Origin of the sequence: Aquirufa aurantiipilula (genome assembly GCF_019923745.1) — a bacterium.
GTDB classification, from domain to species: Bacteria; Bacteroidota; Bacteroidia; order Cytophagales; family Spirosomataceae; genus Aquirufa; species Aquirufa aurantiipilula.
The window spans coordinates 113,386-138,166 of record NZ_JAANOG010000007.1; the positions used below are offsets into that span (position 1 = coordinate 113,386).

General features: G+C 32.7%; 24 protein-coding genes. 3 read left to right on the plus strand and 21 right to left on the minus strand.

The features are described 5' to 3' along the window. Positions 1 to 68: 68 nt before the first annotated feature. From G9H60_RS09405 to G9H60_RS09490, 18 genes are all read right to left on the minus strand, one after another. A complete protein-coding gene (locus G9H60_RS09405) occupies positions 69 to 2,369 on the minus strand; it encodes a S8 family peptidase (RefSeq protein ID WP_223143799.1) in 2,301 nt (766 codons plus the stop codon). After that, entirely contained in the window at positions 2,362 to 3,504 is a 1,143-nt protein-coding gene (locus G9H60_RS09410; RefSeq protein WP_223143800.1) for an AAA family ATPase, read from the minus strand. The genes G9H60_RS09405 and G9H60_RS09410 overlap by 8 nt, the downstream gene beginning before the upstream one ends. 404 nt (positions 3,505 to 3,908) lie before the next feature. Further along, a complete protein-coding gene (locus G9H60_RS09415; RefSeq protein WP_223143801.1) occupies positions 3,909 to 4,160 on the minus strand; it encodes a hypothetical protein in 252 nt (83 codons plus the stop codon). 136 nt (positions 4,161 to 4,296) lie between these two features. Next, entirely contained in the window at positions 4,297 to 5,937 is a 1,641-nt protein-coding gene (locus G9H60_RS09420) for a hypothetical protein (protein WP_223143802.1), read from the minus strand. 597 nt (positions 5,938 to 6,534) lie between these two features. After that, the gene (locus G9H60_RS09425; RefSeq protein ID WP_223143803.1) at positions 6,535 to 7,491 is read right to left on the minus strand and encodes a tetratricopeptide repeat protein; all 957 of its coding nucleotides are present in this window, start codon (positions 7,489 to 7,491) and stop codon (positions 6,535 to 6,537) included. Continuing rightward, positions 7,451 to 7,951, minus strand: a complete 501-nt coding sequence (locus G9H60_RS09430) for a hypothetical protein (RefSeq protein WP_223143804.1) — start codon at positions 7,949 to 7,951, stop codon at positions 7,451 to 7,453. The genes G9H60_RS09425 and G9H60_RS09430 overlap by 41 nt, the downstream gene beginning before the upstream one ends. 228 nt (positions 7,952 to 8,179) lie before the next feature. Then, complete coding sequence (locus G9H60_RS09435; protein ID WP_223143805.1) at positions 8,180 to 8,434, minus strand: helix-turn-helix domain-containing protein; 255 nt, start codon at positions 8,432 to 8,434, stop codon at positions 8,180 to 8,182. A 69-nt stretch (positions 8,435 to 8,503) separates the two neighbouring features. Beyond that, positions 8,504 to 8,983, minus strand: coding sequence for a JAB domain-containing protein (locus tag G9H60_RS09440; protein WP_223143806.1), 480 nt, complete (start codon positions 8,981 to 8,983; stop codon positions 8,504 to 8,506). Positions 8,984 to 9,262: 279 nt separating this feature from the next. Continuing rightward, a complete protein-coding gene (locus tag G9H60_RS09445) occupies positions 9,263 to 10,225 on the minus strand; it encodes a DUF3871 family protein (protein ID WP_223143807.1) in 963 nt (320 codons plus the stop codon). Then, positions 10,218 to 11,060, minus strand: coding sequence for an AAA family ATPase (locus G9H60_RS09450; RefSeq protein WP_223143808.1), 843 nt, complete (start codon positions 11,058 to 11,060; stop codon positions 10,218 to 10,220). Before G9H60_RS09450 ends, G9H60_RS09445 begins: the two co-directional genes overlap by 8 nt. Positions 11,061 to 11,338: 278 nt before the next feature. After that, positions 11,339 to 11,893, minus strand: coding sequence for a hypothetical protein (locus tag G9H60_RS09455; RefSeq protein ID WP_223143809.1), 555 nt, complete (start codon positions 11,891 to 11,893; stop codon positions 11,339 to 11,341). 102 nt (positions 11,894 to 11,995) lie between these two features. Continuing rightward, positions 11,996 to 12,343 (minus strand): hypothetical protein, encoded by a 348-nt coding sequence (locus G9H60_RS09460; protein ID WP_223143810.1) that lies wholly within the window; start codon positions 12,341 to 12,343, stop codon positions 11,996 to 11,998. Between the two features lie 348 nt (positions 12,344 to 12,691). Next, positions 12,692 to 14,137 carry a DNA primase family protein gene (locus tag G9H60_RS09465; RefSeq protein WP_223143811.1) on the minus strand — a complete coding sequence of 482 codons (1,446 nt, stop codon included), beginning with the start codon at positions 14,135 to 14,137 and terminating at the stop codon, positions 12,692 to 12,694. A 30-nt stretch (positions 14,138 to 14,167) separates the two neighbouring features. Further along, a complete protein-coding gene (locus G9H60_RS13630; RefSeq protein ID WP_223143812.1) occupies positions 14,168 to 14,377 on the minus strand; it encodes a helix-turn-helix domain-containing protein in 210 nt (69 codons plus the stop codon). Between the two features lie 197 nt (positions 14,378 to 14,574). Further along, the gene (locus tag G9H60_RS09475) at positions 14,575 to 15,438 is read right to left on the minus strand and encodes a hypothetical protein (RefSeq protein WP_223143813.1); all 864 of its coding nucleotides are present in this window, start codon (positions 15,436 to 15,438) and stop codon (positions 14,575 to 14,577) included. A 3-nt stretch (positions 15,439 to 15,441) separates the two neighbouring features. Further along, complete coding sequence (locus tag G9H60_RS09480) at positions 15,442 to 16,647, minus strand: site-specific integrase (RefSeq protein ID WP_223143814.1); 1,206 nt, start codon at positions 16,645 to 16,647, stop codon at positions 15,442 to 15,444. A 325-nt stretch (positions 16,648 to 16,972) separates the two neighbouring features. Further along, on the minus strand, positions 16,973 to 17,770 hold the full coding sequence (locus tag G9H60_RS09485) for a hypothetical protein (RefSeq protein ID WP_223143815.1): 798 nt from the start codon (positions 17,768 to 17,770) through the stop codon (positions 16,973 to 16,975). 23 nt (positions 17,771 to 17,793) lie between these two features. Further along, positions 17,794 to 18,537, minus strand: a complete 744-nt coding sequence (locus G9H60_RS09490; protein WP_223143816.1) for a hypothetical protein — start codon at positions 18,535 to 18,537, stop codon at positions 17,794 to 17,796. A 155-nt stretch (positions 18,538 to 18,692) separates the two neighbouring features. Here G9H60_RS09490 and G9H60_RS13445 point away from each other — a divergent pair, with 155 nt between their 5' ends. Next, the gene (locus G9H60_RS13445) at positions 18,693 to 18,905 is read left to right on the plus strand and encodes a GDCCVxC domain-containing (seleno)protein (RefSeq protein WP_262900003.1); all 213 of its coding nucleotides are present in this window, start codon (positions 18,693 to 18,695) and stop codon (positions 18,903 to 18,905) included. A gap of 37 nt (positions 18,906 to 18,942) precedes the next feature. Here the strand turns inward: G9H60_RS13445 and G9H60_RS09495 are convergent, their stop codons facing one another. The 3 genes from G9H60_RS09495 to G9H60_RS09505 are packed head-to-tail and all read right to left on the minus strand — an operon-like array spanning position 18,943 to position 22,246. After that, positions 18,943 to 19,935 (minus strand): zinc-dependent alcohol dehydrogenase, encoded by a 993-nt coding sequence (locus tag G9H60_RS09495; RefSeq protein ID WP_223143817.1) that lies wholly within the window; start codon positions 19,933 to 19,935, stop codon positions 18,943 to 18,945. Next, on the minus strand, positions 19,932 to 21,137 hold the full coding sequence (locus G9H60_RS09500; RefSeq protein WP_223143818.1) for an MFS transporter: 1,206 nt from the start codon (positions 21,135 to 21,137) through the stop codon (positions 19,932 to 19,934). The genes G9H60_RS09495 and G9H60_RS09500 overlap by 4 nt, the downstream gene beginning before the upstream one ends. Then, the gene (locus G9H60_RS09505) at positions 21,137 to 22,246 is read right to left on the minus strand and encodes an alpha/beta hydrolase family protein (protein WP_223143819.1); all 1,110 of its coding nucleotides are present in this window, start codon (positions 22,244 to 22,246) and stop codon (positions 21,137 to 21,139) included. The genes G9H60_RS09500 and G9H60_RS09505 overlap by 1 nt, the downstream gene beginning before the upstream one ends. Before the next feature lie 218 nt (positions 22,247 to 22,464). On the opposite strand from G9H60_RS09505, the gene G9H60_RS09510 reads away from it, so the two are divergent. Continuing rightward, positions 22,465 to 23,838, plus strand: a complete 1,374-nt coding sequence (locus G9H60_RS09510; RefSeq protein ID WP_223143820.1) for a M20/M25/M40 family metallo-hydrolase — start codon at positions 22,465 to 22,467, stop codon at positions 23,836 to 23,838. Positions 23,839 to 23,917: 79 nt separating this feature from the next. After that, a complete protein-coding gene (locus G9H60_RS09515; protein ID WP_223143821.1) occupies positions 23,918 to 24,769 on the plus strand; it encodes a ThuA domain-containing protein in 852 nt (283 codons plus the stop codon). Positions 24,770 to 24,781 lie beyond the last annotated feature (12 nt).

A 24,781-nucleotide genomic window follows, 5' to 3' on the forward strand; every position in this document is an offset into this window, starting at 1 on the left:
CGAAAATCAAGTCGTTATCTAGCAAATAAAAGTAATTCACTCCCAAGATTTATACACCTTGACGTGAATTATGCTGATGCTGATGCTGATGCTCTAGCAGTTATTTCTAATTTTACAGGAACAAGTGCATTATATTGATTGATAATTTTACTGTACAAATCAACGCTTGATTTTGGCGATATAACTGTTAATATTAATGCATACTTTACTTTTTTGGAATTTTTTCTTCTACCTCTTTGAAGTGCATGTATATGAAACATTGGTTTTTTAATATTTTCAGCCCTTTTATTCTTTCTTTTTGACTCTAAACTATCCCATTTAAAATCAGATCGTAGGTCATTTTCAGTTTGAAAAGGAGTTTTCCCAGACTCACTTACAGGGAATGTAGATAGCTTTGCCCATCCTTCTGCTTCCAATTGCTGCACTTTTGCTGGGTCTACGCTAATATCTACTTGTTTGATTTTATTTCCCTTTTTAAATGCAAATTTTGATGAGTTAGGGTAAAACGAGGTAACAATGGAAGAAGTTGAATAATCATCAGGGCTTTGTGGATCAACATTCGTAAGAACTGCAGCTGTCCATCTAAAAATTATATTTCCGGTAAGAATATCTTCAGACCATGGAATTGGTAATTCAATATATTTACCAGACTCTATTTCTCCATTATATATTAAAGTATATGATTTTTCAGGACAAGTCGCAAATTGTTGAATATCGTCTAGTAAAATTCCATGTCCAATTTCATTTGTGTAACCAACACATTTTTCCGAAACACCATGAATTATTAATGCTCGTGCTATTAAAGCATTGATTACATTATCACTATATCCCATTAATTGGCTGGTTGTCGCACTCGCAATCGGGCTAGAAAAACTAGTTCCCTGAGTCAAAACACGAGAGCCACCTATATTATTCATTAATTGAATTGGATTTTGATCGCATCCTCCGAATGCGGATAAGTCTGGTTTAAGTTTATTCCCTTCTCTTCCTGGACCAATACAACTATATGGGGCCCTAAATATAGTATCATCAAATTTGGAATATGCTCCAATTGCCAATCCATTTATCATATCGGAAGGTGCTTGAATTCTATTATATCCAATTATTTCGCCATCATTACCGACAGCTGTACAAAATAAAATATTATGTTTTTGAATTAAAATATCGCAGGCAAATGTAAATCGAGATATATGATCATCTAATATTTGACCTTCAGGTCCTAAGCTTAAATTATAAACTTTTATATGGTCATTTGAAGGTACAATTTTTTCAATAGCATCTATAACATCATATAGGTCTGCATCTTTTGAATCAACTGATAGTACTCGAAATACTTTTACAGAAACGGATGGTTCTGGTAGTTGATCAGAATTCTTATATTTATTGAGTGCGCCGTATAATACTGCACTGGCTACTTGAGTTCCATGATCACATAAATAATCAACTTCATTACCACTTACACACTCTTCATAATCTACATAAGGATCTAAAGCTGGATTTCCTGCTGTATAGCCACCATCAATTACTCCAACAGTAACTAATGGTTTAATTGTAAATACTGGAGGTGTTGGGGCTCCATTCTGTAAATAACCTCTATTAATTTTTGATAAATCTCTGATATTTAGAGGGTGAATAGTTCTCAATGGGTTAAATCCAGCAAGTATATTTAACACATCTCGATTCCCCATTAAACTTATAAAAGTTATGCCTTCATCATACTGCTTATATCGAACTTGATCTAAGTCTACTCCAACTGATTTTATAAGATTAAGAAATTGATCCATTGCAGCCTTCTTGTCAATATCAAACGGATGTAGAACAGCTTCTAAACGGCCAGATTTCCAATCATCTTGAAAACCTCCTATTTGTTCCTTTTCTGAAAGCAAATCAATGCTCATTAATTTTCTGACATCTTCTGTGAAGCTTTTAGTTTGAGTATCTTCTGGTTTATTTAATTGTGTTTTAAATTTATTTATACTTACCTCTGTCCCTCTTACAAAAAATAATTTCCCCTGAGTTAAGTCATTCTTTTCATTTTTCTCAGTGTAATGTTCTGATCGCCAAATCCTAGAGCCTATTTCTTGTAAACCAAATCGCTCTGTAGTTCCGTCAAATATTGAATCTGGATAATAGCTTTTAGCCGAAAAATCTGGATGCATTCTCATACATAAAACTATCTCATTGGGTAATCTTGAGTTTATAGGTAATTGACGTAAAATTTCAGTCGCAGAATCTAAGTCATTAATAATTTTATCTTTAGCTTCATTAAAGGATATAGGCAAAGGTTTTCCGAAATTAGATGACCTTTTTGTAATTGAATGGCTATATAACTCTCCTTTATAAAGAATGGGTCTTCTTTTATTATTCATGATCTTTTGATTTTGCTAAGTGATGTTGTACTCCTGCTGGACTTAGACCTGTTATTTCTGATAATTTTCTGACAGTCATATCCTTTCCAAGCATTTTTTTTGCAAGTACACAGAATTTACCTCTAATTCTTTTATCTGAACAGAAATTTTCTAATTCGTTAAGTGTTGCTATAGCAAAATCTTCATTTTTTATAACTATACGCTTTTTTAGGTTATTTGAAAACTTGCAGATATCTGCCGCGCTCTTTTCAGATAGCAGTTCAGAAATTAATGGTATAAACACAATTTTGAGGTCTTTTAATAAATACTTATCTAAGTTTTGATTAAGTAATTCGTTTCTTTCTTCAATTGCAGGAATAGGTATTTCAATAATATGATCAAATCGTCTCCAAATAGCCCTGTCTAACAGTTCAGGGTGGTTACTTGTTGCGATTACCATGGATGAAATTGGCCAGTCCTCTAACTCCATTAAAAGCACATTAACAACTCTTTTTATTTCTCCTAAATCACTATTGTCATCTCGTTTTTTAGCAATTGCATCAAATTCATCCAATAAAAGGACGGAGCCAGTTGATTTCGCAAAATTCAAAACTTTTTTAATGTTGGTACCAGTTTTCCCCATTAAATTAGAAATACTTGCAGATAGGTCCATAATAACTAAATTTTTATTAAGTCTATTTGCAATATAATGAGCTAACATCGTTTTACCTGTTCCTGGTTGTCCAATAAGTAATAAACTAGTGGAAGGCATAATTCCTTCTTCTAATAATATTTTCAATTTGTTCCTCTCTTCTAATATATCTTCTATTTGATTTTTTAAATTATGATTAAATACGGGCGGATTTCTGTCAAATAAATTTGGTGGAACAACTTGCGCCATTTCAAGATGAGTTTCACCGTCTGTTGGAATAGGAGAAGGTCCAGAATCTAATGATCTAATAGCGTTAAGCCCCCCTGTTGAACTTGTATTTAAAATAGAAATTATCTCTTTTGCAATTTCAGGGTCTATTTGTTTAATTGATCTGGACAAACTCAAGGCGATGGCTTCAACTTTCCTTGTGTCTTTTTGCAAGCCTGCCATAACCAAGTCGGTCAAATATCTGAAATGAGTAATTTTGTTCGGGTTTTTATTCATGTTTGGTTATTACTGTACACCAAAATTATATCTATAATTTAAAAAATCAAGTATTTGTTTGGTTTAATTTTAAATTTATACAAAACTGAACAAAATAAGAGAGCTTGAATATTGTTCCAAAATAAGATTTATTTCAAAACATTTTATCGTGATTACATAGAAGTGGTTAGTTAAATAAACAATAATTTACCTTAAAAGAAGGGGTAATTCCTCTATTTTTTTAAGGTAAATTATTATCAATAAACCATTTCTTTACTTCTATTTGTAATAGAAGTAGTTTTTGTTACTTGAAAATTTGATGAACAATGATTTTGTTGGGATGAATAATTTCATTTTAATATTTATCTATATATATAAATATTAGAAAGATTGCCCAAAAACAATTTTAAGCTGAAAAAGTGTTTTTAATTAGGCTTGCTTCCAATGATAAAATGAAATTCATTTTCAAACTTTGATATGAATAGATTCAACGTTGTATTATCATATATGTCTTTAAATCCATGACCAATAATGCGACTTGATTTAACATTTACCCGGATATGGTTCCCTTCATCAATATCCTTTCTCAACTGGACCCAGATCTCACTTAGTTTACTGTAGGAGCACTCTGCAGCAGACTCAAGAGCTTCATGCTCAATCTTTATGATATTTTTCATTCCGTAGTAATATTTGAAGCTAATTTAGTTCATTATATTATTTTTTCTCTGGTGAATGTATGGATCGTGCTTTTTCTTTTGGAGGTGGTTCATCTTATTTATGCCTAAACTTGACGACTTCTTATATTTCAAAATTTTAATAGACAGAAATAATTTTGGAATCCATTGAAGTTGTAACTTTTGATACATAGCTTACTGAGGTTCCAGAGTAATAAATGGATCGTATAAAATCTTCCAATTTAACTCTAGATGAAGTTGAAGCATTCTCAACTAAACAGTTTGGACCATAAATATTTAAAATTGCTTCTTGATATTGTATATATTTATTAGGAGAGTCAGTTGAAAATGATTTCAATTTTTTAAATATTGAATCCCAATCATTAGGATTATTTCTACTCTTATAATCTTCGTCTGTTATATTTTCGTCTAAATCAAACATTCTTTGGAAATATGGCTTTGAACCTTTAATATCAGATTTTATAGAACTTATTAAATTTGAATTTGATATTTCAAAAGTCATTGTGGAGAAATACAAATATGGAATTTTATATATTCCTTTCTCGGCTAGATCTATTACATCAGCTTCAACTGTATAGCCATCAAAAGAAGTACTTAATCTAAAGTTATTTCTGTCATATAAAATCATATTTTGTAGTCCACTCATAGCATCCCAATAGTCAATAAGTCGGCTTCGAATATCTAAAACGCTTTGATTTACTCCTAAATATTTAACCTCGCTTTGAAATAGTGATTCTACTTTTGACCACTCTCTCTTATTAATCATTTCAAAATAAGATATTAAAATGCTTTTAAGTTGATCCTGTTTAATTATATCAAAGTTTCCCGGTTGATTGTTCACATTGGATAATGTATCGATATTTGAATTTGTAGAGTCTATCAAAGGTGGATTAATTTTCTCATCAATTGAATTCTTTTTGTTGTTATAGAAATATAAACCTCCAATAGAGATAACGATTAAAATAACTACAAATAAAATATAGGAATATTCATCCTTCTTTTGTTTAACATCTATAATCCTTCCAGATTCAATTTTAATAATTAGAATTTTTTCTAAGTTTATAATAAACTCTCCATCTATATTTCCAAATTGCCCCTCAAATTTAGCCTCATCTCCAATTTTGATTCCACCCATCATAATTGAATAGCTGTTTGATGTAATTATTATGTTTCCTCGATTTGAATGGAATATTTTAGAAAAATTTATGCTTGTAATTTCGCCCCTAAATATATTTATCTGTTTTTCACCAGTAGTGATAGTTAATGATTCATCAATAGGTTCTAGATCTTCATTAAAAATCTTACCTCCTACATTTATAGAGTCTGAATAGAATATTTTATTATCAGTATATATTTTTGATAGAGATTCCTTCTTAATTATATAATCTTTTAAATATTGTTGAAATGTATCCTCATTGAGGATGTCTTCATTAAAAAAGAAAATAGGAGTTCCTAATGAATTTTCTTTTTGTACTACCAATACTCCATCTAAAAGGAATCCTTGTTTGAATATTTCTCCAATTTTTCTATCTGGATCTTTAATAGCAATTGCATTATCCCCTTCTAATTCCCATGTTAAATCATAAAAATTACCATTTATTGATTTCCTTAAAATACCATTACGTTTAAATCTGTAAATAATAATTTCATTATTTTCATTAACTACTCTCCAGGATTTATCAACTAAGGTTTCAATCTTATCAAGCGAATCACCATATTTTTTGAGTCTTGGTAATATGTTTTTTAGAAATAATAACATGAATTAGGAATTTTGATGATTTACTATGTCTAATTTGTGATTTTTAATTCTAAATATAAAAATTAGGAATTACAATTTTTAAGGATTTATTAAATCTATGTCGATCTTTTTAATATGAATTTTGGCAGAAATATTCTAAAATCACTTTAAATGAAGTACAGTTGTTTAGAAGTACCTATTCATAAAAGAATACTTGTTTATGACTTATTTCAAGATAATATCATTTAAAAGCATAATATGTCTCTTTCATCTTCATTTTATTAAACTTACCAATTAAGTTAAATTTGGGATTACTAGGTATTTGAAGATTAAAATAAAATCACCTCTCCAAAAGAATAGAATTCAAAAGAGAGGTGATTTATTAAAATTATACCTGGATCAATATAAATGACAATTGTAATAATATTTCACTTGTTAAATTCCTAAAAATCCAATGATCCTTTCACTACCCTTTCAAGATATTCATATCAGGAATTTATGATTATTATTGATCAAAAGGACAATATTTTCCATTTTATTAAAACAAATTAAAAATCGAAATAGATATTTATTTGTCAGTTGTTTCTGTATCGGGCAAATAGAGTAAATTCTCTAATTTTAATTTGATAATGCCGCTTTAATATCAGGATCATTAGGTTTAATTTGTAAAGCATTTAAAAAATACTCTTTCGCTTTTGCTGTATCTTTTACTTTAGAATTGTAATATCCTCCTAAATATTTAAATGCTTCGAATGTGTGATTCAAATCTAATTTATATGTACTGTTTTTTTCGTTTTTTTGTTGCTCTATAGAAGCCAAAAACTTCTCATAATAAGGAGCGCCTAACCATTTTGTTCCTGTATAATCAATGAAGTTATTAGCACGAGCACGGTTAATATAGAATGGAGGCCATTTGTCATTAATCTCAATTGCCTTAGCAAACATAGAATCAGCTTTCATGGCCATCGCTGGGCGAACTATGGTATCTGAACGATCCATATAAGCAGAAGTTAAGTAATAGTCCATCGCTACTTTGAAAAAGTCACCAGATCCTACTGTTTGATTTTTCTTCCTTTTCCAATCAATACTACCCAATCCTGCCTTAGCAGCATCCGCATATCTCTTTTGCTTGTAACGTACATCATGAATAAGAGAATACACGTTATTATTAGTATCTAATGGAGCAGCTTTCTCAAAATACATTAAAGCAAGTGAATCACTCCCAATACCTAAATATCCTTTCCCTAGGTATAAATCATCCATATAAATTTTATTTGTTACTTTTTCGTTTATCCATTCAATTCCTTCTTTAAATTTATTTAATTCGATTTTTGAGTATCCGATAATCTGATTTATTTTATTTGAAGATTTATTGTTTTCTATCATAGGCTCAACATCTTTTAAAATTTTTTCATAGTTTTTGGTAAGATAGAGTTCCATACTAAACTCTTCTAAATTATCAATCCTATTATTTTGAGCTTGAATCTTAAATGATAAAAACCAAATAAAGAAAAAAGTATAAAATCCAGCTGATTTAAAAATGCATTTTTTGTTTGACAATTTCATATTTTCCATAGTCTATTCCATTGGTTTCCCAATTGATAATTTTATTATTTAGTATTGTGAATTTTATATACGTTTTATGTTCTTTTACTACTTGGCGAGTATTTGAACTTGAATTACCATAAGCACTTGTACCATAAGATGCATTTGAATTTCCTACAATAGTTGGATTTCTATATACATTATATCCTGCGGTTGCAGCAGATGATCCGGTATACGCACCATATCCGTTTACTCGTGCAGCACTATTTGTTTGTTGGTCAGTGATTATTTTTGTGCCATAATCATAAAACCATTCTTCATATTCCCCTTCAGTCTTTTTAGAGGTGGGAAGTCCGAACTTTGATAATATAATTTCTTTGGTATTAAAACTTTCCATTACTTGTTTATGAGTAATAGTTGCTTTCCAAACTTTTTGATAACAGGATGTAAGCACGAAGCTGACGAGTATTAAGAAATAAATTTTTTGCATTTTTTTAATAGTTTAAAATATCTTTGAAATTCAATTATTAAGAAATTTAATAATGAGGAAACTAATTCAAGCTCAACATTAAATTCAATGTCAAATTGACAGCTATATGTTTTATGTTTTATCAATTTTGAGATAAATAGCCTTTTTACTATAATTTGTTGTTCTAATCATTATTTTATGTTAAAATGTTAAGGTAATAATTTTAGATATTCAGGTTTAATATCTTCTCTATTCATGTTTTAACCTCTGTGAATTCATTGGAATTGATCCAAATAATTCTCCAAGGTCTACATTTAAAGAATAGCATAATCTGTAGATTTGAAACACAGAAGTTGTAATTTGACCGTATTCTATTCTATGTAATTGCTTGGGTTCTATTTCAGTATCCAAGGCTAATTTTTCCAATGAGAATCCTCTGCATTTCCTTACTTCTCTAACTCGATTTCCAATGGTTTGAGCGAATTCATTTTTAGTATATTTCATGGTCCAAAATTCCAAACATGTCATAAATGACACAATGTCACGTATGACAAGGAGGAGTGATTGTTGATATTATGAATTAGAAATTGACTTGCATAACCAATCGTCTGTAAAACTGTAATAATCTCCCCTCTCAGGGGCCACGATGATGTGATCCAGTAGATCTAAATTGAACACTTCTAGAGCTTTAATTAGCTGATTAGTCTGAAGTTTATCATTCTTAGATGGTTCAAGATTACCTGAAGGATGATTATGGCTAATAAGAATACTTGAACAGGCACATTTTAATGCCGTCGCTAAAATCAACTTGATATCTACTACTGTACCAGTAATTCCACCTATGGAGTGGATATTATATCCAATCACTCTGGAAGCTCGATTTAAAAATACCACGATAAATATTTCGGTTAGACCTATGGTATCTTGGTCATAGAGCGGATAAAGGAAATTGTAGGCTTCGTCTGATTTTCTGATTGATCCTAAATCACGCCTTTTAATATTTGTTGGGATGTATTTTAGCTGAATTTCAGCTACAAATTCTGAATGTTTCATAATGAAAAAGCCACCCATTTCTGAGTGGCCAATTTTTATTTTCCTACCTTAAAATGGTGGTAGGGATACCATTTGCCAAGTATACAGTATAGTAACTTGTACTCATTTGATTGTACGATTGCATCAATGTAGATCATAGTTCCAATTTTCCAATTGTTAACATCATCAATTACGACGGCACTTATTGGGGTAAAAAGTTCTATGAGAGCTCCTTTGGGTGTTATTAACAATAGTATATTTGGATGAAGGAATTCAACCTGTTGATTTTTCCTCATAAACCTATCCTAAATACCAGTTGGTTGAACCTGTATCTAATGCACTTTTTATCTGAAAGACAAACTGGGATGCATTAACAGCTCTTGGGATATACTGGTCGATGTAGCTGGACTTATTAGAACCTGTTAGCAGATTGTAAAATCTCCATAGAGTAATCTCTCCATTTGAGCCTCGATGAAATGATTCATCTTGGTAGTAATCTCTAGCTACAGTACTTAACTGTGTATCGGTAAACAGTAGTTCAGGAACTCTAATTCTTTCGTTTAGGGGCAAGTAATTATACAATCTGGCCCTACCTAGTATTTGAGCTAATTCTCGGTCTGAAAGAGAATAGTTTACTAAAGATTCAAGTTCTTGAATTTGATTCTTAGGTTGAAAGCCATTCAACATTTTCATGGTTTCATCCATTAGTTCACCAATACTACGAACTTTGGCATGAACGACTGCTCCATCTGTCCATATACATAGATTAGAACAGACCTTTACTTGAAAACCTACAAATATTTTGAAGTTCTCTAGACTACCTTTCTTACCGTTTATCTTATCCTCGTTATATGCTTTTACTCCTCCAACGATTAAGCACATTGGTTGACCATTTATGGTACTTGTTATAGAAGGAATTTCAAATAGAAACATGGCTCTTTCATAATAAACCGTTTTCTCATCATCTCTAAGCTCAGAAGTTGGCTTAAATCTTGCCTCAGGTATTCTTCCTTTTATGGGATGAGATACCCTAATCGCTGGAGAAAGGATGGTTTCACCTTCTAGGAAGTGATGAAGCACATCTTGGGTTCTATTAATGAAATCTCCTACAGAGATCAAGGGTTCGTAATCTTTGGTATAGGAAGGGATAATATGGGTACTCTCGATTTCTTGGAGGCTTACTTCCAAAGTATTTGCCTCTATAAAGGTGCTGGAACTAGAAACTATTTCTATTTCGGTGCTATAATCAATTTGATTATTCATTTCTAATCGGTTTGGTTAAGGTTAATGACTTGATTTCATGCTTACGCTTCTCGTAATAAGGGAGAAGTAGATCTCGGTACTCTGGATATTGATTATACAGACCTAGTAATTCAAGGGTTGTGTTTACCTGCTGAATTCTATCCCTGACATAATCTATCTTAGGGCTAAGGTCTTCTAGACACCACTGGCTGATTTGTTGACCTGTAGCCGAAGTAATCTTGAATTCTGGCTTAGAAGAGAATAAACCTGTTCGATCCTTAGTAGCAACAGCATTATGCTTGATATCTAAGTCGAATACTAAAGTAAACTCGTAATCCATACCATCACGCTGAATAGACTTTAAGCCTACTTTTTCAGGTACAGTCTTTCCATTCTTCTCACTAAGGACATAATCTGACTTACTTCTCATAGTAGCTATTATGTGCACTGGCGCTTGTAATAGCTTAGAAATGAAGGCTTGATGTCGAGGTGTAACTTTACTCCAAGCGGTGAAGCTGTTTCCTGGTAAGGAGGAATGATAATCTAGCAGGTATTCCCATTCATGAGTGATACTATCTAGGATAATGACCTCCATACCTTGATTTACAACAAAGTCGATGGCATCAATATAGCTTTCAGGGCTAAACGGAGATTCTAGATTCAGCACCTTATAGGCTCCAAGATTAGCGTACAAATGACTGCTATGATTCTCAGTATCTATGACAACCACCTTCTCCCAGTCCATGCATAATCCGTGGGCGAGTAACAATGAGGAATAGGTTTTGCCACTTCCAGATGCTCCTGTAATGGCCATCTTAATCTTAGCTTTCTTTCGTTGAGCAGTTTGTAATTCCATATGTATATACGTTTAAAATGAAAAAGGGCACACCAGAATGGTATGCCCTTTAATAAAATCGGATTTATAAGTTTGATATAATCCTTTTAAGCCTTAAGAATAAAATAAATGGTGATCTTTAAGTTAAAGCGATTGTTTAAACTATTATTTCTAATTGTACCATCAAATTTTCATGTTTAAAATAATCAGTACAATCAAAATATTGCGAAAATGATTTTCTCCCGTAGGTATTGCATGAAAAATTAATTTTTGTGTAAATACTGGCTTACTTTCCGTTATTACTTACCTTTTAGCTTAAAACCTCCTTTCCAGATTATCGCATGAACCCAATTAATAATTCCCCATATTGGTATTAGGAAAATTGTGGCAATTAATGTTAAAACCCAAATATTTCCATATTCCAACGGTAGGTTTGAATATCTTGAGTTAATCATCTGTTTTGTTATAATTTCTGAAGAAGACGGATCTTGAGAATTTAATAAGGGATATATTATTAATGGTATGTAAATCCCTATTATAAGAAGTATGAGAATTACATTTTTAATTAAATTGTACCATTGGGGAATTTTAGGAATCATATGTTTACGCATTTCATACACGTAAATGGTAAATGTATTAGGAAATACAAATATTAGATTAAAAGCAATTATAGATATTACAAAAGTCCATCCTTTACTTATACTTTCATTGTTCCATGTTTTTGAAATGTACTTTTCATAAAAATCGATTGAAAACCCAATTAATACGATTACGCTTGATAATGATAAAAAAAATATCAAATAATAATTAATCTTTTGAAAGATATTTAGCCTTAATAATTGCTTTAAAATCATTATTCTAACGTTGGTTTAAAAGTAAGCTGGAAATTACTCATAGGAATATAATAAACCTAAGGAGTTTGATGTATAACTTCCTTAGGTTTAAACTTTCTAAGTTTAGGGTTCAGCTATTTCTTTAATCTTACTCTGACCTACGAGTTCCATAGATCCAGCTGGTTTATACGAATAAGAATGAGCTAATGTAATAATTTCTCCTGTACTTGGAATGGCATAATCATAAGGTTCTACTTCTACTCTTACTATATCCCCATTAAGTGTACTACCAATCATTTGTTTGGCTACTTCAACGTCGAATGTACTTGAAATTCTACATTTTCGAGTTGTAGCATAAAATTTCCCACTAATTTGGGATTGAACAAGCTCTAATCCTCCTGATAATTCAAGTGAAACAAAGGTCTTACCTTCTAAAGTTTTTACTTCAAAATAATTTGAAACGACTACCATGTTAAAATGATTTAAAGTGAATAAAAGAATTACACTAAGGAATATTTCCACATTTACCTTATTAGAAATATCATCTAGATACTCTCTTTCAGAGGGGGGAACCTTAGCCTAGATGTATGGGGGGGAGTCGTTGGTTAGTAACCCTTCATAGATTATTACACACTTGAAAAATTTATTTCAAAAAAATTATAGCTATTATATTATTTTAATGCTAGAAGATATTTTTGAAACATTCTATTTAACAAAAGTGTGGCCTGAGTATATCCCAAGCCACACTAACACTTTTGCTACTTTAAATTGAAAATTACAGATTCAACTTTTCAATTTTCAATACATTATATACATTAGCTACATTTTCTTGTCAAAATCTAATGTAGATAGTGTAGGTAATGAAGCCTTTTGGGGAAACTTAGAATAATATAAAATATTACCTTCGGATTTCCTTTTTACTTCAAATCCTAACTTTTTTAACCTTTCTGAAAATTTAGTAATTGCACAATATTTAAAGCCATTCTCCGAACAATAAGTCTTAAAATATTCATAAGATTGCTTCAAAGGAATACTATAATCAATACCTGGTACATACTGCAAGTCATTAATCATGAGATTGACTGTATCAGATTGTAATCTATATTCTTTAAGAGTATTCTCACTTTTAACTGAATGTGTAAACTGTTTTTGTGTCATTAACCTTTTCATTCCTACAATTACCCAGTTAAATATGCCAGACAGCTCATTTGAAATAATTTTACTAGCTAATTCAGGATCTCTTTCGTCCTCAGGAATTGTTTGGTCAAAATTCAAGATGATAAACCTTCTAAAGAATGCAGGGTTATGTTCTACGTCTTTAGGTAGTTCATTAGAATTAAAGATCAATCGTGCATAATCTTCCATGATAACTGGTTGCCCATAAGGTAGTCTAGCCTCCATTGGTTCACCTGACGCTAGCTGTTTGAACAAAGTAGAATCTAACTTTACACCAATTTCAGAAGCATAATTCAAGAGTTTATTTTCAATTTGTGCTCTATAATAGCCATTTTCATTCGTAAGCGACTGTAAGCTAAAAGTTGAAATGTTTTCTGGTCCCAAAAGTGCATAAAGTATTTCAAAAAATGTCGATTTCCCATTTGCTCCATTCCCTAATAGAACTAGAAGCTTTTCAAGCTTTAAAGCTTTATTTCGAATAAAAATGTAACCACAGTATTCAGAAAGGATTAACTGTTCATTCTTATCAGTTAAAACCCTATTTAAAAATTTATCGAATATTGTAGTTTTGGCATTTGGATCGTAGTTGAAATTTAGTTGGTAATATAAATAGTCATTAGGATCAAATTCTCTAAAGTTCAAATCCCCACTTACATTAATTTCTAATGTACCATTAAGGAAATTTATAAGAATATCTTTAGAAATATTCCTTTTCTTATCAATACTACCGTTCATTAAAAATTGCTTAACTAAGTCCTCAATAAATAAGTGATATTTACCTCGAGTAAGGTTATAGCCTAATTTTATAGAAGCTTTACCAAGGAAATTTTTAGTAACATCCATATCTAGGATTTCCCAGTATGCCCCGTTAAATACATACACTTTTTCGTTTTTAACTCTAATATTCCAATTGTTCTCTTTAGTCTGGTTGAGTAATTCTTCAATTAGAATTACGACAACGTCAGGTCTTGGAATCTTTTCTATTGGACTAATCTTTGTTAGACTTATTAAGTCAATAGGTTTTAAATTGTCAATATAGAATTTAAGAATATTCTCTTGATTCTTTTTAACTAGATTTATTTGATACATTTTTTTGTGTTTAAATGCTTGAAGGAGGAGTTATTGGACATTTATTTTAATCATATCTACGATGTCACTATGGAAATAGTAGAATTTAGAACCTATGGCAGAAAATTTAATTTGTCCACTATCCCTCCACCGTTGAATAGTACGAGTAGAGACTTTTAAAAGATTTGACACATCTTGTGTGCTATAAATTGGATTTGCAATTACATTATTGCTTCCTCCATTTTGGAAATGATTTTCCATTTTCTTGTTAATTTAAATATGATCCAATCCTTGGAACAAGGATTGATCTGTCAAAACAAGTGCATATAAATTGAGGGGAGGCGATAGCACAACGCTTCGTTCAATTTCTGTCTTGCAGATCAACGAAACAAATGTACATTAGAAGAAAATGAGGCCTGTAAGTGAAAATTTACCTACAAGAATTAGAATAATTATACCTAGAGCATTTTATCCTGTATAATGCTTTCATAGGCTTTATTAATTTTTGAAATAATTTCATCAAGCGGTGCCTGACGATCGGTTCGATTACCTTGATTTTTAAAGGATTTTAAAAACTTAGATCTGTCTAAATGAAGATTATTTTTCCCATATCTATCCTTGACCCAAAAATATTTAGAAATAAAATCAATCATTGATTCTTTATCTTCAAAAAGCTTTGCTTCCCAAAGTATCCTAGCTAATGCAGCTAAATGCTCTTTTGTAATTAAGAGCTGTAATTTATCATCCGAAATTTGAAACTTGTCTAAATCAAACTTTAATTCAAAAGCTTCATTTATTTTGGTTGTAAATAAATCAATATAAATATCTTTCAAGTGAAGTAGTTGAGGATTGGTGACTTGATCCCATTTTTCTTCTACCAAATAAAAAATACTTCTGTAAAAATTGTTAAATGTTTTGTCATTTATTTTTTTGCTAATTCTAACTAACTGTTCAACTAATGAATTTACAATAGAAGTTATATCACTAAAAGAATAAATTACTCTTTCAGGTCTTTCAGGATGATTTATTTTTTCATTATCCAATATATCTGTACTCTTGTTATAGTATTCTTTTGTAGATGTTATAAAATCTAAAAATGAAATTTTGAATTCAACTTTATAAGTCATGCTTTGGGGGAATTTCTCTAATATATTACTGTATTCATCATACTTTACAGTATAAAAATCCATTGTAAACTCGCCACTATACTCTAGGAATTCACCTTTTTTAAAAAGTAACCGGTCAAATATCATTAATGCAGTATCGTACCAATTTTGATTTATCTGAGAAATGTTTTTATCTATTATTGAGGAGATTGTCATGATTTAATTAAATAAAGACATTGCGTCGTCTAAGTCTTTGTTTACAAGTTTTGCATAACCCATTGTAGTTCCAATATCTGCATGTCTTAAAATTTCGCTTATATGAGTTATTGGTACTCCTTTTTTTAGCGCTATTGTAGCCCAACTATGTCTACTTGAGTGGAAACTTATATTCCTCTCTATATTAGCTTTTTTTGCTAATATTTTCAAGTTTTTATTGGCATATGCATTAGATGAGGATATTTTGTTTAATAAATCAAATGATGTTGATCCGTAAACACTTTCAGGTAATAATCCGAAAATATATCCTTTTATTTTAGGATTAACATAGTATTTATTAATGATTTCTTGAGCTCTATTGGGTAATTTAACCGTATGATTCTCTTTTGTTTTTTGAATGAAAAATGAAACTTTATTGTTTTTAAAGTCATAATTTTCCCATCTGAGCTGTAATAAATCTGAAATTCGAATTCCCCCTGCGTAACAAGCAAAAACAAATAAGTCTTTATGCTTTTCTATAACTGTCCCTGGAGTAACATTTACATTATCAATTGCTTTAACCTCATCTTCAGTTAAGAATGTTTGTTCTACCTTGACTTTCTTTAATCTAAATTTTATAAATGGATTGTCATTTGCATCGATTAAATCTTCTATTACTGCTTTATTAAAGAGCATCCTGAACATTTTTAAATTCGCATGAATTGTATTAGTCGAATTTTTTAAACTTCTAAGATGAATTTCATAATCCTTTAATAAATCAATAGTGAATTCATTGAATAAAACGTCTTTTTGATTGTGATGATTTTTGAATTTTTCAAGTATCGATTTGGCTCTTTTATATGTACCAGCAATTTCAGAAGCTTTTAGTTCATCTATATAATTCTGAAAGTATTTTATAAAACTTATTTCTTTCGCAATCTTCAATTCATTTTCTTTTTTTAATAAATCTCCTATTCCTTTTTTACCATCTAATTGAAATTTAAGATCTTCAACTTCGCTGATTTTTTTAGCTAAAAGTAGATTTATCCTTCCAGAGTTTGAATGCTTCGACTTAACTCTTTGTTTATTTTCATCCCATTCGTCTAAAAAGACATCTATACCTGTTGATTTAAATGTATTCTTCTCCCCTTCTATAATTCTTAAATACAAAGGATATTTCCCATTCGATTTTAATTTATTCTTTTTTAGAATAACTTTTATAGTTGCCATTTTAATGTTTTTGGTACAGGTATAGGTACAGGTTTTGTGTCAATAAATGTCTTTTTGTTTCCTCTTTGTTCTTTATAAAGGTAGCATATTATTGCTTTAAATAGGTATTTTAAAGAAAATGGAAGAAATTAAGCTACTTTCAAGTGATCCCAGCGGGATCACTTAAAAAATGAAAACCTTGTCAAATTTTGGCAAGGTTTTTTTTGTTATATCCCAATCCCTTGCTTGTTGGAAAAGTTAGAGATTTTTGAAACATACATACTGATTATACAAAAAATGAAAGCCCTAAAGGGCTCTCATTTCATACTCTCATCAAACTAAATACTTAATTCCAGGTACCTACCGCATATTGAAAAATCACCATTTGATTAATTTGTCTCAACTGATCCATCTTTTTTAATAATTGCTCGGTGGTTAATTTCGTTCTCTTTTGTGCAGACTGTATAAAACCATTTCCTCCTCCATCTAAATGAGCTAAATCTTTAAAATAGGTAAAGGCAGTAAATTGTCCTTTCGAATCGTCGGCTACCGGTACAATGGTCTGCCAAAAGCTCCATTCTTGGATTTCTCCTGCTTTAATTCTGTCCTGATGTACTCCTTTCATTTGTTTCTCAAAATTGACGTAGGATAAATAATTCGACACCGTCGTTTTCATGGTTTCCATCATGATGATTGAACCTAAATCATTGGAGCTACCCGTTCCTTCTAATAGCTTTACTAAGATGTTATTTGTAACCGATTGTACTTTTTCAGTTTCTGTCAGAATATTGGCAAAACTGGGATCTTTTTTGACTAATTCTTGATATTTATCCATCGGGTACTGAGTGATTTTATTTAAATCAGAACTCACATTGACTGAGATATAATCATAATCTATACTAGGAGTTTTATATCCATGGATAATAGGAAATGCTCCCCAGGCATTGATTAAACCCATATCTTTTCTAATCAAATGGATGGTTTTCCATCTCTTCTCTAGGTTCATAGCTTCTTCTAAGCTATGCCCTGGTTTCAATTTGTGAAAGGCGACATTCGCATAAACTGGTTTTTCCTGTGCTTGGACATGAATACTAAAAGCAATAAGACCTATTAGGCATATTGCCCATGTGAAGAACTTTTTCATATGGTATAATTTAGAGGTGTATATTAATTATTGGGAATACGGGTTAAATAATCAATTCGAATTGGATTTCTCAGTTTGCTTGCTTTTTGATTTAAATCAGTCATTTTCTGATTTCCTTTCCTTTTTTCGTTTCTAGCTGTTTGGTGAGTGTAGTAATCTAAGCGTGAATTATCTGGCAAAAGCAACATAAATGTATTATTGGAATATCCTTCAATAGCCTGATAAACAATGTAGTTATAGTTAAATCCAATTGCTTTTTCCTCTTTAAGGATTTCTTCAATAGTGGATTCAAATTCAGTGATTTTATTACTTGTTACAGTAAATAATAGGAGTTTGCGGAATTCGTAATTTTCAATTTTAAAATCAGGTACCAACATCGTATTATTTTTTATTTGAACCCAAGTAGACCTTGTAATAGCATCAGCCTCATTTTCCCGAGAAGATTTAATTACCTCAGGTAATTCCTCTGAAATTTTCTTCGACAGGGTTAATCGCTGACTAGCATAATCCCCCAAATTTTTTTCTCCTGAGATGAAGATTAAACTATAGATTTTACCCATTTCAGAAGAATGAGAAGCACGATTACTGACTAATTGATTGGTATTTTTTAACCACCAATTTCTGATAATGGGGAAATTCTTTTTGTAGAGATTCAAGTCATGGACCTTACTTTCATTCAAAATCATGTACGTTTTAGGAACTTCTTGAGCGAAAATAAATGGACTAGACCATAAGATTACTAATAAAATGAGTAGTGATTTTTTCATTATGTGAATTAATTAAAATGTAGAATTTTTCACAATAATAGGCCTCCTATGGCTCTATTAACTAGAAATCAACTAGTTCATTTGTCCAAAAAAGTATACTTTTTGTCCGTATTTCCTTATAATACCTTACATTGGATTGAATATGGGATTATCTAATGTCTAAATCGATTCTTTTAAGATCAACAATTACTTGCCCGCATTGCATGCATCAGGCAACCGAAAATATGCCGGAAAATGCATGCCAATATTTCTATACTTGTACTTATTGTGGAGAATTGATAAAACCGAAGGCGGGTGATTGTTGTGTTTTCTGTAGCTATGGTACAGTTCCCTGCCCTCCTATTCAAAGAGGAGATCAATGCTGCTAGTATTTCTAGACAGTCACAGGTAAATGCAATAAAATCGTTATTTCATATCGACAACAACCTTGCTTGCTTTTCCGCTCACAGCCAGAACCATGGCTTCTTCTATTTTGTCTAAAGGATAACGACCCGAAATTATTTGTCCTGGATGAATTTTATCCTGTGCAATAAGTTCAATGGTTTCAGCAAAGTCTTGTGGATGGTCGTAAATGATCGAAGGTAAAATAGAAATGCCCTCTCTAGCGATTTTTAAAGGCACAAATTGAGCTAATTCATTGGCTAAACCTACCAAGATGATTTCTGATCCCCTAGGTGCGGTTTCTAAGATTAGATTGGTGGCTTTGGCTACTCCCACACAATCAAAAATGGCAGCAATCTCTTGCTCATATAAAAATGCTTCCAATCCTTCCAGTGGCAATATGCCTGCTCCCCTAGCTTCAGCCAAAGCTTGTTTTTCTACATTCAAATCTTTTACCCAAACTCGGTAACCTTTTGTCAGGGCTAATTGACATAATAATAAGCCAATAGCACCTAATCCAAATATGGCTATGCTGGCATTTGGGGGAGCAGTACTTACGTGCAAGGCATGCAAAGCAACTGCCAATGGTTCGATGCAAACCGCATCTTCATCTGATATGGAATCAGGTAATTTCCAACAGAAATCTGCATTCAAACAAATGTATTCAGCAAAACAACCGGGGGAATTTACTCCTACGACTTGTTTATTGGGACAAATATTTCCTTTGCCTCGTTGGCAAAAACGACAAGTCCCGCAGGGAATGTTGGGTTCAATGACCACTCTTTGACCAATTTGAAAACCACTTACTTTAGCCCCTATTGCTTCAACGAATCCGATTCCTTCATGGCCAAGTACAGTTGGTACAGGTAACAATCGATCACCCAAGTATAAATGTACATCAGAGCCGCAAATCCCTGTTGACGTCAATCGAATTAACACTTCATTCGCTTGAGGAACTGGTTTTTCCAAGTTTTTGACTTGTATATGTTGAGGATTTTCTAATACAGCTGCTTTCATAATTTTGGAGATGGCAGAGTTCGGATAATTAAACCCATAACCAATAGTGGTAAGGAAAATAAAACAAATAAAACTGTATTGCTCACCTGGCTATCCGATAAAATTCCGAATACTGCCGGTCCTAAAATAGCACCTAGTCGACCAATACCTACTGTATAGCCTACTCCTGTTGCGCGAATGGAGGTGGGATAAATACGGGATAAAATAGGCCAGATACCGTTAAAACCTCCTTGAGCAAATACACCAATAAACATGACTAAAATGAAAATTAGCACCGTATTTAATGGTAAAAAGGCATACAATTGCATGACGGTAAAGGCCGAAAGCATGTAGATAAAATGGGTTTTCTTTAATCCAAATTTGGAACCCAAAGCACCGATGGATGAAGAGCCAATAGCTGCGCCAATATTGAGGGAAATACCTACATAGGTGGCCAATTCAAAGGGCATGCCTGAATCTTTGGCAATGGTAGGAACCCAGCTCATGACCGTGTATAATGTCATAAAACCAAAAAAGGCCGCTAACCAAAGTCGCCAAGTATTGGGTTTTAACTCTTCTGTTAATAATACTTTGACTCCTTGTTCTTCTATTTTTTTACTTTGAAACTCTTCAGAATCTTTCATCACAAAAAAGACCAACACTGTCATCATGGCTGAAAAACATCCAGCTAGAAAAAAGGCATAATGCCATCCTTTCAATGGAATTAAATCAGCACAAATGAGGCCAGTTAAGATGGCACCAATGGGCCAACCTGCCTGAATTAGTCCCACATTAAAATCGCGGTATTTATCATTGGAATACTCAGCGGCAGTAGTGGCTATTGTTGGTAAAATTCCTCCAATCCCTAGACCTGTTAAAAAACGCCAACCTAAAATGGGTAAATAGGCTTGTGCAAAAGCCACTCCAAACATCCCTAGGCTAATCATAAGTAAAGAAATCAAAAAGATTTTTCTTCTGCCGTATTTATCTGCCAATGGAGCTAATGAAAAACAACCCAAAGTCATTCCTGCTAATCCAGCACTAAAAATATACCCCATTTCAGTTTTGGATAAACCAAATTCCCGAATGATTTCAGAACTTGAAAAGGACACAATTAATACGTCTATCCCATCATTGAAATTCATGAAAAAACACAAGGCTACCATTAATATCTGAAATCCCGACATGGGGGAATTCGATTGTAATTTGATTTGATTCTCCATTATTTTAAAAATCCTCCCTGTGGTTTAACTCCATTTTTTACCCAATTTCTTAATAAGTCAAATGAAGTTGCCATTTGTTGGGGAGTAAATGCACAATGTGACTGCCCATTGGTATATTTTACTGTAAAATACTGGTCTTTTTGTTGCTGATGTACCATGTTCTCGTAATTCACTACGGCATAAATGGGTGGAATTAATTGATCATAAATGGTATGAACTAATAGTACAGGCTTGTTGATATTTCCTGTACGATCATAGCGAGAAAACAAATGATTGGGATTTTTGGTGGCAGCTAAGCGTTCTGCGACTTGATTGGTTAATAAATCATCTGGGAAGCCGGTATAGACAGTTTGTAAGTTGTCGAAAGGATTTCCTCCTAACCTGACGGCTATATCTCTCAACACGTTTTGATTAAAGAACAGAGATCCACCTAGGTCCTTTAATTTTAAATCAAATCTTTTGGCAAAAGCCTTAGCCAAGCTAGAGTCTTTTTCCATGATAGCTTTCATGATTTGGCCAATTTTAGGACCGGCTTGCGATAAATTGACATATCCAACCTGAGAATTGACATCAAATATGTCTTTCAGGCTGGGAATAATACCCGGAAATAGGCCATTGAAGGTGGCATACATGTCATATTCTTTTCTACACTGAAGGTAAGGTCTAGAAGCTAAAGGACATAAAGGAAGAGCACCATGATAATTTTCTCCAAAGTTTTCCATCGTTCCTAAGGTAATTCCACCTCCCATGGAATGTCCTACCATGAAAGTCGAATCGGGTTTGCCAATATTTTTAACAAATGCTTGTCGCAATTCTTCTGTGGCATCGATGCCCTCTGGTAACACAAAACCTACCGCAGGATAATCTGAGGCCGCTATGGCAAAACCACGATCAAGAATTACTTGTAATCGTTTGTCTAATCCAACGTTGGCTTCTTGTGGTTTTTGACCCTGAAATTGGTATCCATGAGCATACATGACCAATTTTTTATTCCAATTTTTAGGGATTAAGATTTGATAGCTTCCTCCTTGAAGTGGGCCAAGATCTTTTTTTTCAATTTGACCGAAAAGGGAAATACTGGTCAATACAAGTAATATTACATACTTCATGATGGGCAGGATTAGGTATTTAAATGGGTTTTGTTCATTTTGGAGTTTCTAAATTACCATTTTTTCCTACATTTTTTTTCATCCTGATTCCTAAAAATAAACGAATGGGATTCTATGGCTATCCTAAAGTCAAAAATTTGATTTTTTCAATCATGGAATGCAGGTTAATATATTCCTGATTGTTTTTTAGATTTATACTTCAACAAATAATTTCATCCATGCACAAACTACTTTTTATACTCATAGCAATTCCTTTTTTAGCGAATTCCCAATCTCCTCAAGATAGCTTAACGATTAAAAAAATGGCGGATGAAATCATGACGCATGGAAAAGCCTATGACAAACTGAGGGAATTAACCAAGCAAATTGGTGGTCGATTAGCGGGTTCGCCCCAACAACAAAATGCAGCTATATGGGGGAAAAAAAGTTTGGAAGCTTTTCAAGCAGATAAAGTATATTTTCAGGCAGTAAAAACACCTAATTGGAAGCGTGGAGGAAATGATTTTGCTGCCATAGTAGCTGTGAATGGGCTAGCTCAAATTCATCCAATGAAGGCGCTTGCTTTGGGTAATTCATTGGGATCCAATGGATTAATAGAAGCTGATATTATTTCATTTGCGAGTTTTGATGAAATGGAGAAACGTAAGGATGATATCAAGGGGAAGGTAGTTTATTTTCATAGTGTTTTTGATCCTACTAAATTCCAAACGTTTAAAGCCTATGCCGAATCTGGTGTTTTTCGCCGTGTAGGGCCTAGTCGGGCTGCTAAATACGGTGCGGTGGGTGTCATGATTCATTCCTTAAGTACTGCTACCGATAATGAGCCACATACAGGCAGTATGGCCTATGATGAAGCTTATCCTAAAATACCAGCACTAGCTTTGGGACCAGAAGACGCTAAGGAATTATATGAATTAAGTAAAAAGTCCATTGTTCGGGTTCAGTTACAGACCTATGGATATTTTCTGCCAGATGCGGATGAAAACAATGTAGTCGCAGAATTAAAGGGCTCTGAATATCCTGAAGAAATCATTACGGTCGGTGGTCATTTGGATAGTTGGGATGTGAATGAAGGAGCGCATGATGATGGAGCGGGTATAGTACAAACCATGGAAATTCTAAGAACCATGAAAGCCTTTAATTACCGACCAAAGCGGACCATTCGTTTTGTCTTATTTGCTAATGAGGAAAACGGTATGCGTGGTGGCAACGAATATGCCAACCAAGCTAAAACGAACCAAGAGAAACATATTTTTGCGCTGGAAAGCGATGAGGGAGGATTTACTCCAAGATCCATTGGAGTTACTTGTTCCAAAGAGCAATGGAAGAAATTTCAAACATGGTCTCCCCTATTTAAGCCTTTTGGTGGAGAACTGACTTTAGGAGGCACTGGTGCCGATATTGGTCCATTGGTTAAAGTCAATCCATCCATCGTTTTGTCAGGATTAATACCAGATAGCCAACGCTATTTTGACCTTCATCATGCCAAAACGGATGTATTTGAGAATGTGAATAAACGAGAATTACTATTAGGTGCAGTAAATATGGCTGCCATCATTTATTTGATAGATCAGCACGGAGTAAATCCATAATTTTTGAATTGGCTTCAAAATATGAGTAAAAACAAAGCACATTTGGGTTTTATGCGTAGTTCACAGAATAGAAAACAACATGAAAAAAATAGTCTACAGTCGCTTCATATTACTTGCATTCACTTTTGCCACTATGCTTTCACCCGCATTGGCCCAAAAGCATAAATTGAAGAATAGTCGGGTTTTAGTGTATACCAAAAACGGTGTAGGCTATGTGCATGATAATATTCCTTCGGCTGTAGCTTGTATTAAAGAATTAGGAGTGGAAAATAAATTTACGGTCGATGTTTCTGATGACCCAAACATTTTCACGGAAGCGAATTTGAAAAAATATACCATGCTTATTTTCACAAGTACGAACAATGATGTATTTGCAACAGATGAGCAGCGAGTAGCTTTTAGGCGCTACATAGAAGCAGGTGGTGGTTTTGTGGGAGTACATTCGGTAACAGGTACAGAACGTAAATGGGCTTGGTTTAAAATGATGGTGGGCGAAACGTTCACTTGGCATGCTAATTTCCAGCCATTTTCACTAATCAATATTGACCCTAAGCATCCATCCATGGAGGGGATTCCTGCTGTTTGGACCAAAGAGGATGAGTGTTATTTTGGAAGAGAAATGTATCCTGGTATCAAGGTTTTGATGATGCATGATGTGACTACCTTAGATAAAAAACAATCGGATTTAATTCTGAAAAATGCGGGCACTTTTGGCGACTATTTTCCTGCAGTTTGGTATCAAAGTTTCCAAGGTGGGCATGTTTGGGTAACTACCTTAGGACATGCCAAAACGGATTATCAGAATCCCATGTACCGCAATCACCTTTTACAAGGAATCAAGTTTATAGCCAATCAGTATCAAGGAATAGATTATAGCAAAGCTATTTCTACAGGGAAAGACGATAAGTTAATGGTGAATGGTGAATTATAAATTGTTAATGGT

Bases quoted from the DNA above. Each gene is read 5' to 3' on its own strand.
- G9H60_RS09495 (WP_223143817.1), bottom strand. From the start codon at position 19,935: ATGAAAGCAGCTGTATTAGAAAATCCTCAACATATACAAGTCAAAAAC.
- G9H60_RS09415 (WP_223143801.1), bottom strand. From the start codon at position 4,160: ATGAAAAATATCATAAAGATTGAGCATGAAGCTCTTGAGTCTGCTGCA.
- G9H60_RS09510 (WP_223143820.1), top strand. From the start codon at position 22,465: ATGCACAAACTACTTTTTATACTCATAGCAATTCCTTTTTTAGCGAAT.
- G9H60_RS09440 (WP_223143806.1), bottom strand. From the start codon at position 8,983: ATGAAACATTCAGAATTTGTAGCTGAAATTCAGCTAAAATACATCCCA.
- G9H60_RS09450 (WP_223143808.1), bottom strand. From the start codon at position 11,060: ATGGAATTACAAACTGCTCAACGAAAGAAAGCTAAGATTAAGATGGCC.
- G9H60_RS09485 (WP_223143815.1), bottom strand. From the start codon at position 17,770: ATGAAAAAGTTCTTCACATGGGCAATATGCCTAATAGGTCTTATTGCT.
- G9H60_RS09405 (WP_223143799.1), bottom strand. From the start codon at position 2,369: ATGAATAATAAAAGAAGACCCATTCTTTATAAAGGAGAGTTATATAGC.
- G9H60_RS09420 (WP_223143802.1), bottom strand. From the start codon at position 5,937: ATGTTATTATTTCTAAAAAACATATTACCAAGACTCAAAAAATATGGT.
- G9H60_RS09425 (WP_223143803.1), bottom strand. From the start codon at position 7,491: ATGGAAAATATGAAATTGTCAAACAAAAAATGCATTTTTAAATCAGCT.
- G9H60_RS13445 (WP_262900003.1), top strand. From the start codon at position 18,693: ATGTCTAAATCGATTCTTTTAAGATCAACAATTACTTGCCCGCATTGC.
- G9H60_RS09445 (WP_223143807.1), bottom strand. From the start codon at position 10,225: ATGAATAATCAAATTGATTATAGCACCGAAATAGAAATAGTTTCTAGT.
- G9H60_RS13630 (WP_223143812.1), bottom strand. From the start codon at position 14,377: ATGGAAAATCATTTCCAAAATGGAGGAAGCAATAATGTAATTGCAAAT.
- G9H60_RS09480 (WP_223143814.1), bottom strand. From the start codon at position 16,647: ATGGCAACTATAAAAGTTATTCTAAAAAAGAATAAATTAAAATCGAAT.
- G9H60_RS09410 (WP_223143800.1), bottom strand. From the start codon at position 3,504: ATGAATAAAAACCCGAACAAAATTACTCATTTCAGATATTTGACCGAC.
- G9H60_RS09515 (WP_223143821.1), top strand. From the start codon at position 23,918: ATGAAAAAAATAGTCTACAGTCGCTTCATATTACTTGCATTCACTTTT.
- G9H60_RS09455 (WP_223143809.1), bottom strand. From the start codon at position 11,893: ATGATTTTAAAGCAATTATTAAGGCTAAATATCTTTCAAAAGATTAAT.
- G9H60_RS09435 (WP_223143805.1), bottom strand. From the start codon at position 8,434: ATGAAATATACTAAAAATGAATTCGCTCAAACCATTGGAAATCGAGTT.
- G9H60_RS09475 (WP_223143813.1), bottom strand. From the start codon at position 15,438: ATGACAATCTCCTCAATAATAGATAAAAACATTTCTCAGATAAATCAA.
- G9H60_RS09430 (WP_223143804.1), bottom strand. From the start codon at position 7,951: ATGCAAAAAATTTATTTCTTAATACTCGTCAGCTTCGTGCTTACATCC.
- G9H60_RS09505 (WP_223143819.1), bottom strand. From the start codon at position 22,246: ATGAAGTATGTAATATTACTTGTATTGACCAGTATTTCCCTTTTCGGT.
- G9H60_RS09490 (WP_223143816.1), bottom strand. From the start codon at position 18,537: ATGAAAAAATCACTACTCATTTTATTAGTAATCTTATGGTCTAGTCCA.
- G9H60_RS09460 (WP_223143810.1), bottom strand. From the start codon at position 12,343: ATGGTAGTCGTTTCAAATTATTTTGAAGTAAAAACTTTAGAAGGTAAG.
- G9H60_RS09500 (WP_223143818.1), bottom strand. From the start codon at position 21,137: ATGGAGAATCAAATCAAATTACAATCGAATTCCCCCATGTCGGGATTT.
- G9H60_RS09465 (WP_223143811.1), bottom strand. From the start codon at position 14,137: ATGTATCAAATAAATCTAGTTAAAAAGAATCAAGAGAATATTCTTAAA.